Source organism: Campylobacter concisus (assembly GCF_003048675.2).
In the GTDB taxonomy this organism is placed as follows: domain Bacteria; phylum Campylobacterota; class Campylobacteria; order Campylobacterales; family Campylobacteraceae; genus Campylobacter_A; species Campylobacter_A concisus_F.
Genome location: NZ_CP060707.1, coordinates 344,599 through 360,486, shown reverse-complemented (window position 1 = coordinate 360,486; position 15,888 = coordinate 344,599). Strand labels below are relative to the sequence as shown.

General features: G+C 36.6%; 11 protein-coding genes. 3 read left to right on the top strand and 8 right to left on the bottom strand.

Annotated elements, in window-relative coordinates:
• Window positions 1-53: 53 nt before the first annotated feature.
• The 3 genes from CVT00_RS01840 to CVT00_RS01830 all read right to left on the bottom strand — a co-directional run bounded on the left by CVT00_RS01840 (window position 54) and on the right by CVT00_RS01830 (window position 6,268).
• A complete protein-coding gene (locus CVT00_RS01840) occupies window positions 54-5,198 on the bottom strand; it encodes a retention module-containing protein (RefSeq protein WP_107915317.1) in 5,145 nt (1,714 codons plus the stop codon).
• Window positions 5,199-5,491: 293 nt separating this feature from the next.
• Window positions 5,492-5,899 carry a pyridoxamine 5'-phosphate oxidase family protein gene (locus tag CVT00_RS01835; RefSeq protein ID WP_107915315.1) on the bottom strand — a complete coding sequence of 136 codons (408 nt, stop codon included), beginning with the start codon at window positions 5,897-5,899 and terminating at the stop codon, window positions 5,492-5,494.
• Window positions 5,900-6,268: a hypothetical protein gene (locus tag CVT00_RS01830; RefSeq protein ID WP_009294964.1), complete on the bottom strand. Its 369-nt coding sequence runs from the start codon at window positions 6,266-6,268 to the stop codon at window positions 5,900-5,902.
• Between the two features lie 84 nt (window positions 6,269-6,352).
• Here CVT00_RS01830 and CVT00_RS01825 point away from each other — a divergent pair, with 84 nt between their 5' ends.
• Complete coding sequence (locus CVT00_RS01825; protein WP_107915313.1) at window positions 6,353-6,874, top strand: ATP/GTP-binding protein; 522 nt, start codon at window positions 6,353-6,355, stop codon at window positions 6,872-6,874.
• 18 nt (window positions 6,875-6,892) lie between these two features.
• On the opposite strand, the gene CVT00_RS01820 is transcribed toward CVT00_RS01825, so the two are convergent.
• Window positions 6,893-7,633 carry an EI24 domain-containing protein gene (locus CVT00_RS01820; protein ID WP_103557886.1) on the bottom strand — a complete coding sequence of 247 codons (741 nt, stop codon included), beginning with the start codon at window positions 7,631-7,633 and terminating at the stop codon, window positions 6,893-6,895.
• A complete protein-coding gene (gene dut / locus CVT00_RS01815; RefSeq protein ID WP_103557885.1) occupies window positions 7,630-8,325 on the bottom strand; it encodes a dUTPase in 696 nt (231 codons plus the stop codon). Before dut ends, CVT00_RS01820 begins: the two co-directional genes overlap by 4 nt.
• A gap of 129 nt (window positions 8,326-8,454) precedes the next feature.
• Between dut and CVT00_RS01810 the strand changes: the two genes are divergently transcribed.
• Window positions 8,455-8,643, top strand: a complete 189-nt coding sequence (locus CVT00_RS01810) for a hypothetical protein (RefSeq protein ID WP_002940779.1) — start codon at window positions 8,455-8,457, stop codon at window positions 8,641-8,643.
• Here the strand turns inward: CVT00_RS01810 and CVT00_RS01805 are convergent.
• Window positions 8,640-11,009, bottom strand: a complete 2,370-nt coding sequence (locus CVT00_RS01805) for a putative bifunctional diguanylate cyclase/phosphodiesterase (protein WP_107915311.1) — start codon at window positions 11,007-11,009, stop codon at window positions 8,640-8,642. The two genes, CVT00_RS01810 and CVT00_RS01805, sit on opposite strands and share 4 nt — an antisense overlap.
• A gap of 312 nt (window positions 11,010-11,321) precedes the next feature.
• Here CVT00_RS01805 and CVT00_RS10135 point away from each other — a divergent pair, with 312 nt between their 5' ends.
• Window positions 11,322-11,618, top strand: a complete 297-nt coding sequence (locus CVT00_RS10135; RefSeq protein ID WP_230853779.1) for a hypothetical protein — start codon at window positions 11,322-11,324, stop codon at window positions 11,616-11,618.
• Between the two features lie 18 nt (window positions 11,619-11,636).
• Here CVT00_RS10135 and CVT00_RS01795 read toward each other — a convergent pair whose 3' ends face one another.
• On the bottom strand, window positions 11,637-13,997 hold the full coding sequence (locus CVT00_RS01795; RefSeq protein WP_107915510.1) for a putative bifunctional diguanylate cyclase/phosphodiesterase: 2,361 nt from the start codon (window positions 13,995-13,997) through the stop codon (window positions 11,637-11,639).
• On the bottom strand, window positions 13,990-15,834 hold the full coding sequence (ciaB, locus tag CVT00_RS01790; protein WP_103557881.1) for an invasion protein CiaB: 1,845 nt from the start codon (window positions 15,832-15,834) through the stop codon (window positions 13,990-13,992). Before ciaB ends, CVT00_RS01795 begins: the two co-directional genes overlap by 8 nt.
• Window positions 15,835-15,888 lie beyond the last annotated feature (54 nt).

Sequence of the window (15,888 nt, the reverse complement as noted above, 5' to 3'; positions counted from 1 at the left end):
ATTGAGGTTAGGTAAGTGAAGTGAGTGCTTAAAGCGCACTCACTTTTTGGGGATTATAGGTCTGTTTGGACTTTATCGTCTATTTGTATATGGATAGTTTGTCCGCTTACTTGATCGACGCTTGAGTAGCCCTTAAAGCCACTAGCATCATAGTTAGAATCAGCAGTCCATTTGTGATCTAGATCGACCTTTGTAGTTGAGTTGCCATGCTCATCAACAGCACCTTTTATCTTAAGGATAGTGTTTAGATTATCAGTGATATCAAAGATTGCATTTGCATTAAATTTGATCTCAGAGTTGCCTTGAAGTTGGATATTTTCAAAGCTTTCAACTTTAGCATCAAGACCAGCCACATGACTAAAATCAACTGTTTGTCCATCAACTATTAAAGTGTCATTATTGTTATTGCCACCTTTCATAGTTGTGTGTTCATCATATTTAACCGTATAGTCTTCGATCTCTATATGAAGTGTTTGCGCTGGAAGTTTAGTCTCTAATCCTTGTGAAGTTTTAAATGTTGCATCAACTTTTAGATCATAGGCTGATCTTGCGTTGATATCAAGTGATTGCTCAAATGAACCTTTACTCATATCATCAGCTGTTAGCACATGATTTACTGTCTTTGTTTGAGCGTGATTGTCTGGATCAGTATATTTGATCTCAACTGTATCGCCAGCTCTTGCATCTTCGTTCAGATAAACTTTGATAGGCGTTGTGTCCTGATCTTTAGAATTTTCATAACTTTGCAACGCATTATCTCTACTTGCATCCTCTGTAAATTGAATACCTCTTACAACATCTATCTCAGCATGTGCTTTATCTTCTTTACTTACGCTATTATTAAATGCATCAGTTAGAGTTACTTTTGCCACTGTATCTTTGCCAACTGCGATAGCTGCATCAAGCACAAGAGGATCATTTGCAGAGACATGGATAGGTGTAGCAGAGCCCGCCTCTTTTAGTGTTATGTTGCCATTAACATCTTTGTCTATAACTTCGTAATGTTTAGTTGCTTGAGAGTTATCAGGATTTGTTATCTCAACATCTATCTTATCGCCTTTTATCACGCTTCCTGGAAGAGAAACTTTTACTTTTGAAGCATTGCTACTTGACTCATCTCTTGTGATAATGCCATTATCATTTGCATCAGCAGCTATGCTTATGTTTAGTCCTGCCTCGCTTAGTGGAGCAAGTTGTGCTTTAGCTTCAGGAGAAGTTGCAGACATATCACCAGCAGCGTTTGTTATGGTTGCAGTTGCGCTAGTCTCTTTGCCTGGGAGCATTTTAACATCGCCAATCTCAATAGTATTGTTACGTAAAGGATGAGTGCCAGCCGCATCTACTAGTGATATATCGCCATTAGGAGCTTTTGAAACCGTATAAGGTAGAGTTCTAGACGCCATAGTGCCATTAGCTTGTGGCTCATTGATAGTTACTGCTATTTTGTCACCATCTATAACATTATATGGCACTTGAACGCTTATAGTTGTTACTTTTACGCCATCAACTGATACAGCTTCATCTCTATCTATCTTGCCATCTCTACTTGCATCATCTTCTTTAAATTCAACCTTTAAATTTGTAGCATCAAATGTTTCTAGCTTAGCTTCAGCTGTTTTTGTTTCTCCGTTTATAGTAGCTTCTACTTTAGCTGGATGATCTTTGTCTATATGAACATCAGGTATTTTTAGCTTGTTGCCTGCCTCAAGCGTGACAGGAGTATTAGTTGCTGCGTCTTTTATAGTAACGTTTGTACCATCATTTGAAACAACTGTATAAGTTTTAGGAGTTCCTCCATCTACATTAACTGTTATAGTATCACCTACATTTACACTTGTTGGTATCTGAAGCGTAGCAGAAGTTGTATTTAATTGGTGATCTTTCATAGCTTCTTCTCTATCTAGCACACCATTTCTATCTTTATCTTCATCGATAAGTAGTCTAAATCTTGTTCCAGTTCCAGCACCGGTGTCAAGTATGATATTGCTCTTTGTCTCTGATACATCGCCAGCAGCACCAGTTACTTTAGCAGTGATAATAGTCTCTTCGCCATTTTGTAAATTTGTTAGAGGATATTTAACTGCATTGCCATTTACTATTAGAGGAGCGCCTCCATTATCATTTGTAACAGTAACAACGCCATTATTTTTGTTTATCGTATAAATTTCCTCAGGTGCACTATTATTACCTGTTTTACTGTTTATTATGAGCTTATCACCATCAACAAAATTTGAAGGTAACTTAATGGTTGTCATCGTAGTGGTTCCATTTGCTTCTGCATTACCTAGGATACCATCACCATCATCTGCATCAAAAGTGATCTTCATATCATCATGAAGTTTTTCGAGAGTGTTATGGTTTTGTGCTTCAGCTTTTTTGCCACCGCTTGCATCAGTAGTCTCTGCAGATACGTTGATAGGCTTACCAGCTTCTATATGAACGCCTTCGATCTTAAACTCATTTTTATCATTTACGGTTATAGAAGTATGAGTAGAAGTATCTTCTAGTGTGATCTTACCATGATCATCCCTACCTGTAACCTTATAAGTTTTAGGTGAAGCACCATCTATTGTTACATTTACTATATCACCTTTTATAACGTTATTTGGTACTTTTACTGCGATTGTAGTTTCGTCTAGCTTGTTATCTCCGTCTTTACTCTCAGCTCTTGTTAGAGATACATTGCCATCACCATCTTCTACAAATCTTATAGCCATATCGTTTATACCAGCAATCGTAACACTACTTGATCCTGTTGCATGTTGGATGCTACCGTCACTATCTACTATCTCAGCTGTTACTTTAGTTTCTTCGCCAGTTGCTGTTTTGATACCAGAAATTTTGAAACTTCTGCCATCTGTTTCTGTATTTATTTCATTACCAGCACTATCTTTTACAAAAAACTTACCATTCGCGTCTATTCCAACAGTATATTCTTTTGTTTTAGGAGTCTCATTTGGCTCATTTATGGTTACAGTTAATTTATCTCCACTTACTGCATTTTTAGGAAGTTTGATAGTAACTGTTGTGTTATTAAGGTCATGGTCGCTGATAGCCTGCTCTCTAGTCATAGTCTTGGCTCCATTAGCCTCTTCAAAGATAACTTCAGGCGCTTTTACATACTCTAAGCTAGCTGAAGCCTCTACTGGAGCTATAGGAACGTTCCTGTTTGGATTTATGTGGGTGATACTAGCATTTATAGTTGTATCGCCTTCGTGTCTTACATTAAATCCTTCAACATTAATAGCCCATTGATTAAGCTCCTCTTTTAAAGGAGTGTAATCAACATCACCAGAATTAGTATGCTCTACTACTTTAGTTATAACACCTTTATCGTTTACACGTATAGTAAAGTCTCTTGTGGTGTTTTCATATAATGGTGTCTTGCCACTAGGATCAGCTGGATCCATCAATACTGTTCTGCCTGTACTGTCATTAGGGTCTAGCTTAGGAGTTTTTATAGAAAGTGTAAGCTTATCACCATCATCAACTCTATTTGGCAATGTGATCTTTGCAGTTGTATGATTTACTTTTTCATCACCCAAATCTTCATTGACACCATTAAAATTCTTATCAATCTTAGTAACACTTTCTTGTCTTGAAATTTCATGAAGAGTTTTTTGTTCAGATAGTTCTATTCTTAATCCTGATCCAATTGGATATACATTATCTGTATCTGACTCTGCACTTTTTATAGCACCATTTTTATCCACTACATGAACACTAGCAGTTGTTCTTACTCCAGGGAATATATCAAGTGGTACACCAGTTACTTTATGATCTCTAACCATTTCTGGAGTTAGTTCTACTGTGATTGTTTTTTCATGTGGAACTGATGGATTGGTGTTATTATAATTTAACGGATCAGTATAAGTTATAACGATCTTATCACCAACTACTACATCTTTTGGAAGAGTTATATCTACTGGAGTGCTTCTGTAATTGCCATCTCGTCCATTTTCAAGATCACTTAACCCAGTGTCATTATCAATATCTTCAGTAAATATCAAAGTCGGTCTTATGTCTGGTGTAACACTATCAGATGCAGTATCACTCTTCCAAGTGTTAGAGTTTGTACTATCAGTAACATATGCTTCTACTTTTGAGAGTTTATCTTCAGCAACTGGCATATCTGTCATCTTGTAGCCGTTATTGATTATATTTTGATCGATAGTAACTTCTCTATTTTCAGTCGAACCATCTGGTTTTGTTAGCGTAATGTGAAGCTTATCTCCAGGGATAACATCACTTACTTTTATAAGTACTGGTGACTCATTTTGTTTACCATCATTTTTATTTTCTGTATATGTTAAAAATCCATCGTCATTTCTATCTTCTGTAAATTCAACACTTACGCTAGATCTATTTGGAGTTACACTATCCTCACTGCTACCACTAACATGTCCTTGGAAATTTGTAATAGTAGCATCTACTGTTGAAACTTTGCCCGGTTTTATAGGTGCGTCAAGTGGATAGCCACTGCTTATGATAGCTGGTGTTATAACAACATTTGTTACAGTTTTATTGCCATCTGGGTCAGTTACAGTGACATTTAGCACATCGCCAGCTCTTACTGTACCATCATTTGGCACTGTGATAAGAACTTTAGACGTATTTATATCTGTATCGTTTCCATGCTCAACTCTACTTAAAGTGCCGTCATTGTTAGTATCGTTTACGAAAGTTACAAGCGGTGCACTTGGAATTATAGTATCATCGCCGCTATTTCCATCATTGTAGCCACCAATTGGGCTATCGTATGAAGCAAAAGCTCTATTTGTATCAGTTAAATTTCTATAAGTTTCATTGATGTTTGAGTAGTGACCACCCTCAGCAAATCTGGCTTCGCCAAGGCTAACGCCATCTCCACCACCAGCAGCAGCATTACCACCAGCAGCAGTCTCTTCAAGTTTTGTTAGATCGCCACCATTTAAAATAGCATTTTGTAATGCGCTTATATCGGCTAAGCCCTCAGTGCCTATCGTATTTGGATTTAAAGAAAGCGTGTCACTGCCTAGTACAGTTAGCTCTTTGCCATTATTTGCAACAATAGTTACTTTATCGGCTGCATCGCTAGTTTTGACACTCTCGCCCATATAAACGATGTCGCCAACTTTTAGCTCTCTCTCGTTTCCGTTTTGATCAACTGCGACCGCCTTGCCACTTAGCGATTTTACTACACCCGCTTCTTTAGCCATAAAACTCTCCTTAATAATTTTTTCGACGATTATATAATAAGAGTGAGGCTGGGGATATTAAGTAAAATTTGGGTAAATTTAAGTTTATTTTTAGTTATTTAATGCTCTTTTATCACACTTTAATATTTTTAAAATTCCCCCTAAAAAAGGCATTTTACGTAACTTTTGTGTAAAAAATTTTTAAAAAAAATTTTATATGGTACATGTACCTTTCGTTTCATAAAAGCGTTATTCTGAATGCCTTAAGAAAGAGCATCTTTTAAGCTAACACGAAAATATTATGCGATTTTTAGCTACTTTTGCCAAAAAATTTTCTTGCCAAAACCTAGAGTGTTGCTCGTAAATTTAACCTTTTCAAGGCTTATAGACCAAATTTTTGGATCCATCGCTTTTGCGTAAAAAAATCTTTTAAAGTAAATTTCTCGCTCGCTTGTGCTAGCCTCTCTCATCACTCCTTGAAACTGCACGCCCTCTATCTTGCCAACGATCTTTGTATCAAGAGCGACCGTGCCAGCAACGAGCTTTGAGTTTTTTAAAAATTTAACATGCGAGCTCTCATCAGAGCTAGCCAGTAAAAGGCAAAAGCTTAGCTCATCAAAGGCGTAAAACGCGCTAAAAGCGTAAGGCTGACCCTCATCATCAATGGCGCAAACGCTTGCAAGGTGCATCTTTTTTAAAAATTTAACTATCCTCTCATCCATCTAAATTCCCCTAAAAATGTCAAGAATGGTTTGAAATTTAAAGATGACTATGGCGATTATTAGCACCCAAAGCGTAAAAATAATGAGCTCTATTAGAGTAAATTTATCTTTTGCAACCTTTTTAAAAGCAAGCATCGTTAAAAACGCCCCAAAAAAGCCACCAATGAGCGAAAAATAGTGGATCGCATTTACCTTTACGAAGCTTGGCAAAAGCCCTTTAAAAAATAGTGAAAACATTAAAATGGCAAGTAAATTTGCAAGTATTAAGTAATAGCCAACGACTGGTAAAACTGGGCAAAGCTTAGCAAAAACGAAGCTTAAAACAGTGATAAGCATCAGCAAAAAGATCCTAGTCCCAAAACAACACATCGCCCGTCCTTTTTTGACGCATTTTACAAAATTTTGCTTTATGAAATTAAAAATTTGCCGATTTAGCCTCAAAAGGATTTAAAAATGCAAACAAATTTTTACTCTCAAGGAAGCTACAACAACATGAGCTTTTCGATGAAGACTAGCTCAGGCGACGAGATAAGCTTTTCGATGTATGACAACAAAAATTTAGAGTTTTCAAGCCAGAAAAATGGCACTTCAAGCCAAAGAAGCTTAACTCTCACGCACGAATACGGCTATGAGTTTGCTTATAAAGGCAATGGCATAGACGAACAGGATATGAAAGAGATCGAAGAGGCGATGAAGCAAATTCGCCCGCAAGTAGATGAATTTATGAAAAACGTCAAAGAGGGCGACAAGATCGCAGGTAGCAGCCAAAGCATAAGTGAGCTTTCAAACAAGATCAAGCAGATGTTGCCTGACGCAAAAGATATGGATCACAAAAATTTCATAAATGACAATATGCTAAAGATGTTTGACGAACTTTTAGCTAAAAATGACGCTAATAAAAATCTACTAAGTGCGACAAAAAGGTTATTTGATACCTTGCTTGATGAGAGCAAAAAAGTATCTTACTACGCTTAAATTTAGAGCTTTCTGGCTCTAAATTTTAACTAGCGCCTCTCTTTGATAAAAGAGGTGTGACAAGACTATCACGAAATAAAGCTGAAAAAATAATCCCACAAGCGGCACAAGCGAGATGAGATAAAATAAAAGCGTAAAAGCGATAAATTTAACCCCACCGCCTTCAAGCAACGCTAACTCAAATTTATCGCTATCAAGTGTGTTTGAGCCAACGTCTATTAGCAAAAGTTTGTAGTAGATGTAAAAAAACGGCACGTTGATGATGAAAAAATTTAAAACTGGCACAAACAAAAGTGGCAAGCAAACGAGCAAGATCCCAAGAAATTTCATGATCTCAACCATCATCACCTTTAGCACTCTAGCCGTGCTAGCCTCGCTTTTAAGCACGTAGTTGTAGTGCCTTTTGTTTATCTCTTTAGCCACAACTGGCGTTAAAAAGCCAGCTACGATTAGGGCGATCACGATACTAATGATGATCGTTAAAAAGGTACTTAGAACGTAAAAAAGTATGCTAACTATCCACTTTGTAGCGCTAAAGCTTAAAATTTTAATAGCTATAAAAGAGAGCGTCGAGTTTGACTCTAAAAAGGCAAAATTTTCATTTTTAGCGCCGTCACTTAAAAGGTCAAATATCTCGCCGCCTCCCCAGATACTTAGCCAAGCTAGGCAAAGCATGCTAAGAAAAAGCGGCAATATAGATAGCGTTATAAATTTGGCTGTAAAAAAGTCTTTAAAGCCAAGACGAAGAAGATTTATCATTTTACCTTTTTGTACTCACGCTCAAGTGCGGCGTAAATTTCATCTATCTTACTAACGCCATTTGATAAAATTTCACTCATCACTTCGTTATCTTCGTGTCCGTTCCAAATTTTCTTATAACTTCCCTCTTTGTAGCCGTTGTTTTGGCGGAAGCGATTTAGCACATTTTTAGCGATGTAGCACTCATAAAGCGAGTATAAATTTACGCCACATTTTAAAGACATTGAGAAATAAATTTTAAAGATATCAAAGATATCATAGTCAAAGCCGCTGCACTCATGTATAAGCATCTCAACATCGTTCATGATCTCGTAAATGCTCTCGTCTTCGACACTTAGTGGCTCTTTGCAAAAGTCGCTAAAACCGCTTGCTTGGCAAATATCCTCAGCCAAAGTTTCAACATCGCCAAGCTGTTTTGCCTTATAAATTTGTAGTGCTAGGCTCATTATAAAGTGCCAGATATCGACAACCTCGATGCGTAAATTTTGCTCATTAGTCTTGGCATCTATGCTCTTCCAGTGCTTCCACGCAAAGCTGTCAATGAGCTCAGCGCACTCCATATATATGCAACGCCTCCAGCTTATGAGTTTATTTTTATTTGTATAGCCATTTTCCCAACCAAGCCCGTTTGTCTCGTCATTTAGGCTTTGTTGCATCTTTAACATCTCTAAAACAATAGTTCTTTCATCCATTTTTAAACCTTTTAAATTTTAAATGATTATAACAAAAAACAATTAATGCTTAAGCGACAAGCTTGACCCAAATCATCTTAATGCAAGCTTACAAGATGTAAAATCACCCAAAATTTCAAAGGAGAAAAGATGAGAGAGAAAGATCTAGTAGTTTGCAACGTTTGCGGACTAAAAAGCAGCGATGATAAAAATGCAGTTTTCATCCACGCTCACAAAAACGGCGAAGAGGTCGATATCTGCACAAGCTGTATCCCAAGCGTGATACATGGCTCAGGCATGGTCGTAAAATCAAACGAAGAGATAAAGGCTGAAATTTAAATATCAGCCACCATGTGAGAATTCTGCCTTAAAGAATTCTCAAACTCCTCCGCACTCATCGGACGAGATAAGAAATATCCTTGCATTTCATTACAATTAAGCTCTTTTAAAAGCTCTTTTATCTCGTGGCTTTCCACGCCTTTTGCTGTCACTTTTAGCTTCATTGATTTTGCTATATTTATGATAGCAGCGACTACTTGCATATCTTTTTTGTTGATCACTGACTGAGCAACAAAGTCATTTGCTATCTTTATGCGGTCGATCTTATACTTTCTGATATAGACAAATGACGTATATCCAGATCCAAAGTCATCTATACAAACATCTATGCTATTTTTCTCCAAAAGTGAGAAAATTTTATCAAGTGTCTCTTGGTCGTTTTTCCATATATCTTCGCTAAATTCAAGCTCAAACTGCTTTGGATTTAGGTGGTGCGAGTTTAAAGTTAGCATAAATTCATTTACAAATTTTTCAGATGTGCTTTGAATTTGCGCTACGTTTATGCTTATTTTTGGCACTTTTAGCTTTTTGTTTTGCCATCTTACGGCTTGTTCTACTGTTTTTGAGACAGAAAGCGTGCAGATGTCGTTTAAGATGTCGCTATTTAAGCTAGCTATATCCATAAACTCTCCAGCTTCTTTTTGTCCATACTCTTTTGACTGCCATCTAAGTAGCGCTTCTACGCAGATGATCTTTAAATTTTTAATGTCATAAATCGGCTGAAAATATACCTCAAAATCCTCTTGTAAATTTGCTTTTTTAAGAGCTATCTCTATATTTGAGCTTTGTTGTATTTCGCTATCTATCTCATTATTATAAACCATCGGGTTTTTGGCTGGATTTTGCTTAGCGTAGTACATCGCCATATCAGCTTTTTTGATGATATTTCTAGGATCGCTGATGTTGTCTCTTGTGACAACGTGGATACCAACGACACTCTTGATCGCAAAGTGATACTTATCTATTTGCAAAGGTTTTTCTATCGTATCTCTTAGCTCCATACCAAGCTTCATGCGTTTAGTGTGGCTATTTTCTTCCATTTTTGAAAGCACGATGAACTCATCAGCGCCGATCCTTGCGGTGACCTCTTGTCTGTTGCACGCTTCACGTATGCGCTTTGCTATCGCTTTTAAAATTTTATCGCCAACCTCATGTCCATAAGATGTATTTATATTTTTAAAGCGACTTATATTTATATAATAAACTGCGATCTCTTGCTTCTCGCCCAAAACACTACACATACCTTTTAGCTCATTTAGCAAAGAGTCTCTGTTGCCAAGAGAGGTTAGATAGTCTTTTTCAGATACACCCTCTAAGCTTAAATTTATCATCTCAAGTTCGTTTGTCTTTAGGTGTTTCTCTTTGTTTTTAGCATCATGTAAATTTTGCTCTGCGTTATATATCTCTTCGCTTTGATCAAGCACTTTCATAAAATAGCTAATAACCGCCCCAGCTACAACAACAAAAATTATAAGCAGATCAACATAAGATGAGAGGTCAGTTTTTATTAGTATTAGTGCAGCTGAGATAATAGGCACGAGCTTAGATGTTGTTTTTATGCCAACATCTGCTGCGCTTATACGCTTGTTATCACCCCTTAAGTAAAAAGCCCCGAGCATTAAGAGAAAAAATGGCACAAGATAGATAGAGTGCAGAGTAAAATCATGCCCTTTGTTTATAAGCTCATTATAAAAAACATATAAATTTAATAGCGTAAAAATCGCACTTGCGATTATCAAGAAAAAGCCGCTATGTCTAATATAAAGATGGTTGCTATTAAAAATTTCACTAAGAGCGATGAATAAAATAGATAAATTTACAAAAATAGCAATGCTAGCAGCAAGCTCACTAGGGCTTTTAGGATGGATCAATATATTAAAATCGCCCATATCTCCAACAATACAATAAGCAAGCGTGAAAACTAGCAAAAGAACGTTAAAGCTATCGGCTAGAACTAGGATCTTTTTATCGCTAGCTATAAATTTGACCACAAAAAATATACCAACAGCAGCTAGGAGTAAAAACATAGGGAGTAGATCGAAAAAATGAAGATAAGAAATTTGCTCTTTGCTTCTTAAAAGAAAGTCTTCATTGACACTCCTAATGGCGTCAATAATAGTCCAGATAAAGACTCCAAAGCATGCAGCAAGCCAGTGCATAGTTTTAAGCTTTGATCTGCTCATGGAGATGTAGATACCAAAAACTACAAAAACAAAGCCCAAAAATATCAACAAATTTTCAAAATTTTTATAGTTTAAAATGCCGGCAAACTGAGAAAATATAAAAAGAGCTATAACGGCATAGAAAATTTGTTTTTGTCTTAGGATAAGTGACGAATTTGACGTAAAAAAAATGTTTCTCTCCATTGTTTATTCTATTTCAAACCTTATTTTTAGTTATAATTTTGCAAATTTTTCTTTAAGGTTAATCATGAAATGTAATATCGTCTTATCTGGAGAAAAATTTAATAGACTACAAAGCATTTAATCTATTTTTCTCAAAAAGGCTAGAAAAACAGTATTTTATAAATGTTTTTATGATTTTTTTACGGAGGCCATTATAGCTGGATTTATCGCTGATATGCTTTTTAAAAAAACCAAAAATTTTTACTATTATCGGCGTCATTTTTTTGCTATTTTTTGATTTTTTATCCAATTTTTTTAAAAAATAGACGAAGAGTGGCGCTAAAAAGCTTAGAAATTTCAGACTTTAAAAAAGAGATGATCTTTGAAGTAAATGAAAAAAATTTGGCATTTTATGAAAATGAGCCAAAAGAAAATGAAATTTTTGATATAAAAGATGTAAGTGAAATTTACGAGCTTAAAAATATCTTTGTCATCTTTATAAATGAAAAAATCCATCTTGTCTTGCCAAAAAATAAAGAAACCTCAGAGCTAGTAAAAACACTTATAAAAGAGAGCAAAAAAGAGCTACTGCTTTTTGAAAATTTAGACTACAAAAGCGTTATTGGCTAAGCTCGTAAATTTACAAGCTTAGATGTGATCAAGCGTGCTTCTTATGAGCTCTTCAAAGTCTTTAGCGTTCATCGGCTTGCCCCAGAAATAACCTTGTATCTCATCGCAGCCTAGCTCTCTTAAAATTTCAAGTTGAGTTTCATCCTCAACACCCTCAGCGATCGTCTTTAGCTCGATATTTTTAGCTAGCGTTATAACGCTTTTTACAACGTCTCTATCGATCTCATTTATAGCGATGTTATCAACTAGCTCTTTTGCGATCTTTAGCCTATCTAGTGGATATTTTTTGATGTAGTTCATCGATGAAAAACCAGTGCCAAAGTCATCGATCGAGATACTCATGCCTTTATCTGAAAATTTCTTTAAGACTGTTTGCATGATCTCTTCGGCATTGACGAGGCTTGCCTCTGTAAGCTCGATATCAACGCACTTTGGATCCATACCAAATTCTTCAACATAGCCAAAGATATCCGATGCAAAATTTACATTATCAACCTGTTTTGGCGAGATATTGATGCCAACTTTTAGGCTGATACCATACTTTTTGTTCCAGTAGCTCATCTGCCTTATGGCCTCTTTTGCCACCCATATTCCTATTGTATTTATAATTGAGCTTTGCTCGGCTACTGGGATAAATTTAGCCGGACTTACAAAGCCTTTTACTGGAGAGTTCCATCTTATAAGAGCCTCAGCACCTATTATCTTTTTACCATTTAGTAGATACTGCGGCTGGAAATTTAGGCTAAATTCCTCATCAAAATTCATAGAATTTAGCAAAATTTCTATGTAGTTTTTCTCCTGAATGATCTCTTTTATATCATCGTAAAAGACATATTTTGTATTAACATCTCTTTTTGCTGCATCAAGTGCCGCTCCAGCTTGCATGATAAGATCATCAGCTAAAATTTCACTTGTTTGCGTTGAGCTAACGCCAACCTTTGCTCCAAGAGCTATCTTATAATCGCCAACTGAGATTTGCTCGGCTATGATGTTTAGCAGATAGTATAAAAATTCTCTATAATGCCCCTCATTTTTTTGCTTTAAAACTATCATAAAGTCATCGCCGCCAAACCTTGAGACGATAGCGCCCTCTGGCAAGATTGCTTTTATATTTTTAGAAAATTTCAAAAGCACCTCATCACCCACGTAGTGGCCGTATGAGTCATTTATAGCCTTAAAGTGGTTGATGTCGATGCTATAAATATCTATCTTTTCGCCAAGCGCTTTGGTCTTTATCATCTCTGATAGTTTGCTTAAAAATGACTGTCTATTTAAAAGCCCAGTGAGTGAGTCAAATTCGCTAAGCTGCCTTAAGCGCTCATTTTTCTCTTCAAGCTCTTTTAAGCTATCTTGGATCTCTTCGTCAAGTTGAGCGATAATATGTCTTTCAGATCTAGCTAAATCCCTCATAGCAACTGTGCTTGAGATACTATAAATTAGCGCTGCATAGGCTAGCAAAACCATAAGTAGAAAGACTATCCAAACTGAGTAAATTTTATCGGTATTAGCAGCTCCCAAAAAAAGTAAAGAGATGAAAAGCAAGGTGACAAATTTATATATAAGCGCCCTTGTATAGTCTTCTCTGTAGCTTCTTATCTTGATATTTGCCTCGTTTTCTTTTAGGTGTAAGCAAGCTACAAATATAATAAAAAACGCAACTTTAAAGAAAAACTCATAATGAACATTTGTGCCGCCATGTGTCAAAAAGGCCTTTGATGAGTAGTATGCGTCGCAAATGCAAATGATAAGCAAGGCTAATAAATATAAAAGTAGGCTAACTCTTTTATAGCTAAAAGCTGGTTTTTTTGATACGAAATTTAATGAAAATGCGACAACAAAGACAAAGCAAAAGATAAAAATATCCATTATGATGTATGAAAGGCTAGTTACGAATTCTTTATTAAGCGCTACTGCTAGACTTCTATCAAAAACTACAAACCAAAAAAAACTAACCGTAATAAGCATCAAAGCAAGCGCATCTACCACGACTTGCTGCCATATCACTCTTTTTAAAATTCTTGCAAAAAAAGCAATAGCAGATACAAGAAACATAAAAAATGGGATCAAATATAAAATTTGCATAAGATCCGTGCGGGAGATGTTTCCTTGCATAAGAAGCGATCTATCATAAAGCAATAAAAGGATATCAGCCAGCGCCCAGCTCGCGATAGCTAAAAATATATAGGTCCAGTATGAGTTTAAATTTCTACTACTTTTTAAAAAAAAGAACAAAAACAAGGCGATCACTACATCAGTGCCGACCGATATAGCTGTCAGATAAAACTGATCTCCCAGATAAATAGCAAAAAAATAAGCAATAATCAGGACAAATATAAATAAAAACGAGCCGTTGTGAAAATTTGTTATCCTATCAAGCACGGCCACTCTCCGATTCTTGGGCTAGCTTTTGCCACCTTTGCCACTCGCCGCTATCATCGACATCGTTGCCGATAGCCTCGTATCTAGCGTAAAAATGCTCAACAAATTTCTTACACTCTTCATCTTTTGGCAGATAGCTCTGCTCATCTTTTTGGCAAAATTTCTCCAAAAACGTGCTCGCATCATCTTTTTTGGCGTATGTTTGCGCTAGATCGAAGTAGTTTTGCAAGCAAATTTCTTTAAATTTAGCGTAGGCTTGCTCGCTCATATCCACGCTTAGCTTGCCGTCAAATTTAAGCACTCCAGCCCTAAAAAGCAAGCTAAGATGTATGAGCCCCTCGCAATAATAAGCCCTCACCTCATCGACCTTTCGCCACGCGATAAGCCCAACCGCGCGAGCTATTAGCTCGTGAAAGACGGCCATTTTATACTCCGCCTCTTCGTGCAAGAAGAAATTTACCAGCCCACCAGTCGTTGCCTTGTACTCTTCTATAAATTTAAAGACGCCACTTTTATTCATACTCATCTCAGTATCAAGTCCGATAAAGAGGATATGCCCAAACTCATGACCGATCGTTGAAATTTCATATACTTTTTTCCAAATTTTTGGCTTTAAAAATAAAATTTCTCTACCAAAATCCAAAAATTCCTTGCTAAAAATTTCAGCCCCAAGCTTCATAAAAGGCTTTGCCTTTGCGCCCTCATAGACGTGATTTACAAAGGCAAAAATTTTCTTGCCACATTTTGCACTCACGCTCTCATCATTTGGCACGACCTGAGCGCTAAAAAGTCCGTTTAGCTCGGCTGCGTAATAGATCATCGGCACGCTTATATAAAGCTGCGTTCTAGCGATATTTTCGCTAACTGCCCTGTTTGTCTCGGCGTTATCAAATTTGATCTCTTCGCAAACGCTTTTGTAAGTTTTTGCCACTTTTTCTTTAAATTTAAGCTCGTCAATGCCCTCGCTATCGACCAGCCTGATGTCCCACTCAAGTGCGACTGCGTGCGTGTAGGCATCCTCGTAGTACTCTAGCGGGTGGCCTGGCTGAAGCGCGCCTTTTACATCCATCCACGCTATTTCAGCCTCTTGCCAAGCATTTATCACTTTAGCATTATCCTCTTCACAAAAGGCATTTTGCAGCTTTTCAAGGTATTTTACATAAGATTTTTGCTCGTCATTTTTGGCTAAATTTCTTAAAATTTCAAGATTTTTTGCAAATACTTTTTTAAGCTCTCTAACCTCATCTTTAAAGGCAAGCGCGTAAGGCAAAAAGCTAAATTTCTCACCCTCTTTGCAAACTGCGCCGTAAGTTCTATCAGCTCTTACGCCATTACTATCACACTGAAACAAGCCGTTTTTAGTGATAAACTCATTTGCCTCACTTAAATCTTTAAATTTAGCTTCAAACTCTTTATTTGTAGTGTCTATTATCTTTTCTTGCCATGAAATTTGCCACGCATTTAGACTAAGCCCAAGCTCATGCATAGCCTCTACAAAGGCTTGAAAAAACTGGTCTAAAATTTGCTCATCACGTGCCTTTTTTATAAGCTGGGCGTGCAGATTTTCATATAAATTTCTAACGTAGCCATAGATCAAATTTAGCACGCGTTTTTGCTCGTCCTCGCCTAAATTTAGCTTTTTTAGCTCATTTTGAAGTGGATCAACTTTAAGATCAACTATCCTTCTTGCAAGGGCTAGTTTTTGGCTCGGCGTGCCAGCAAGAGCACAAATTTTCACAGCCTCATTTATAAGCTCGTTGTCTAAATTTTTATAAATCGCATTTAACTTGGATTTTTGCTCTTTTGTAAGTTCGTTTAGTCTTTTAAAATCATTCATCTTTTCATCCCTTAAAGTTGCAGGATTTTAGCATAAAGCCATTAAAATTTGCTA

What these genes read in the sequence shown, in the direction of transcription:
- CVT00_RS01840 (WP_107915317.1), bottom strand. Translation starts at nt 5,198, where the DNA reads ATGGCTAAAGAAGCGGGTGTAGTAAAATCGCTAAGTGGCAAGGCGGTC.
- CVT00_RS01835 (WP_107915315.1), bottom strand. Translation starts at nt 5,899, where the DNA reads ATGGATGAGAGGATAGTTAAATTTTTAAAAAAGATGCACCTTGCAAGC.
- CVT00_RS01830 (WP_009294964.1), bottom strand. Translation starts at nt 6,268, where the DNA reads ATGTGTTGTTTTGGGACTAGGATCTTTTTGCTGATGCTTATCACTGTT.
- CVT00_RS01825 (WP_107915313.1), top strand. Translation starts at nt 6,353, where the DNA reads ATGCAAACAAATTTTTACTCTCAAGGAAGCTACAACAACATGAGCTTT.
- CVT00_RS01820 (WP_103557886.1), bottom strand. Translation starts at nt 7,633, where the DNA reads ATGATAAATCTTCTTCGTCTTGGCTTTAAAGACTTTTTTACAGCCAAA.
- dut (WP_103557885.1), bottom strand. Translation starts at nt 8,325, where the DNA reads ATGGATGAAAGAACTATTGTTTTAGAGATGTTAAAGATGCAACAAAGC.
- CVT00_RS01810 (WP_002940779.1), top strand. Translation starts at nt 8,455, where the DNA reads ATGAGAGAGAAAGATCTAGTAGTTTGCAACGTTTGCGGACTAAAAAGC.
- CVT00_RS01805 (WP_107915311.1), bottom strand. Translation starts at nt 11,009, where the DNA reads ATGGAGAGAAACATTTTTTTTACGTCAAATTCGTCACTTATCCTAAGA.
- ciaB (WP_103557881.1), bottom strand. Translation starts at nt 15,834, where the DNA reads ATGAATGATTTTAAAAGACTAAACGAACTTACAAAAGAGCAAAAATCC.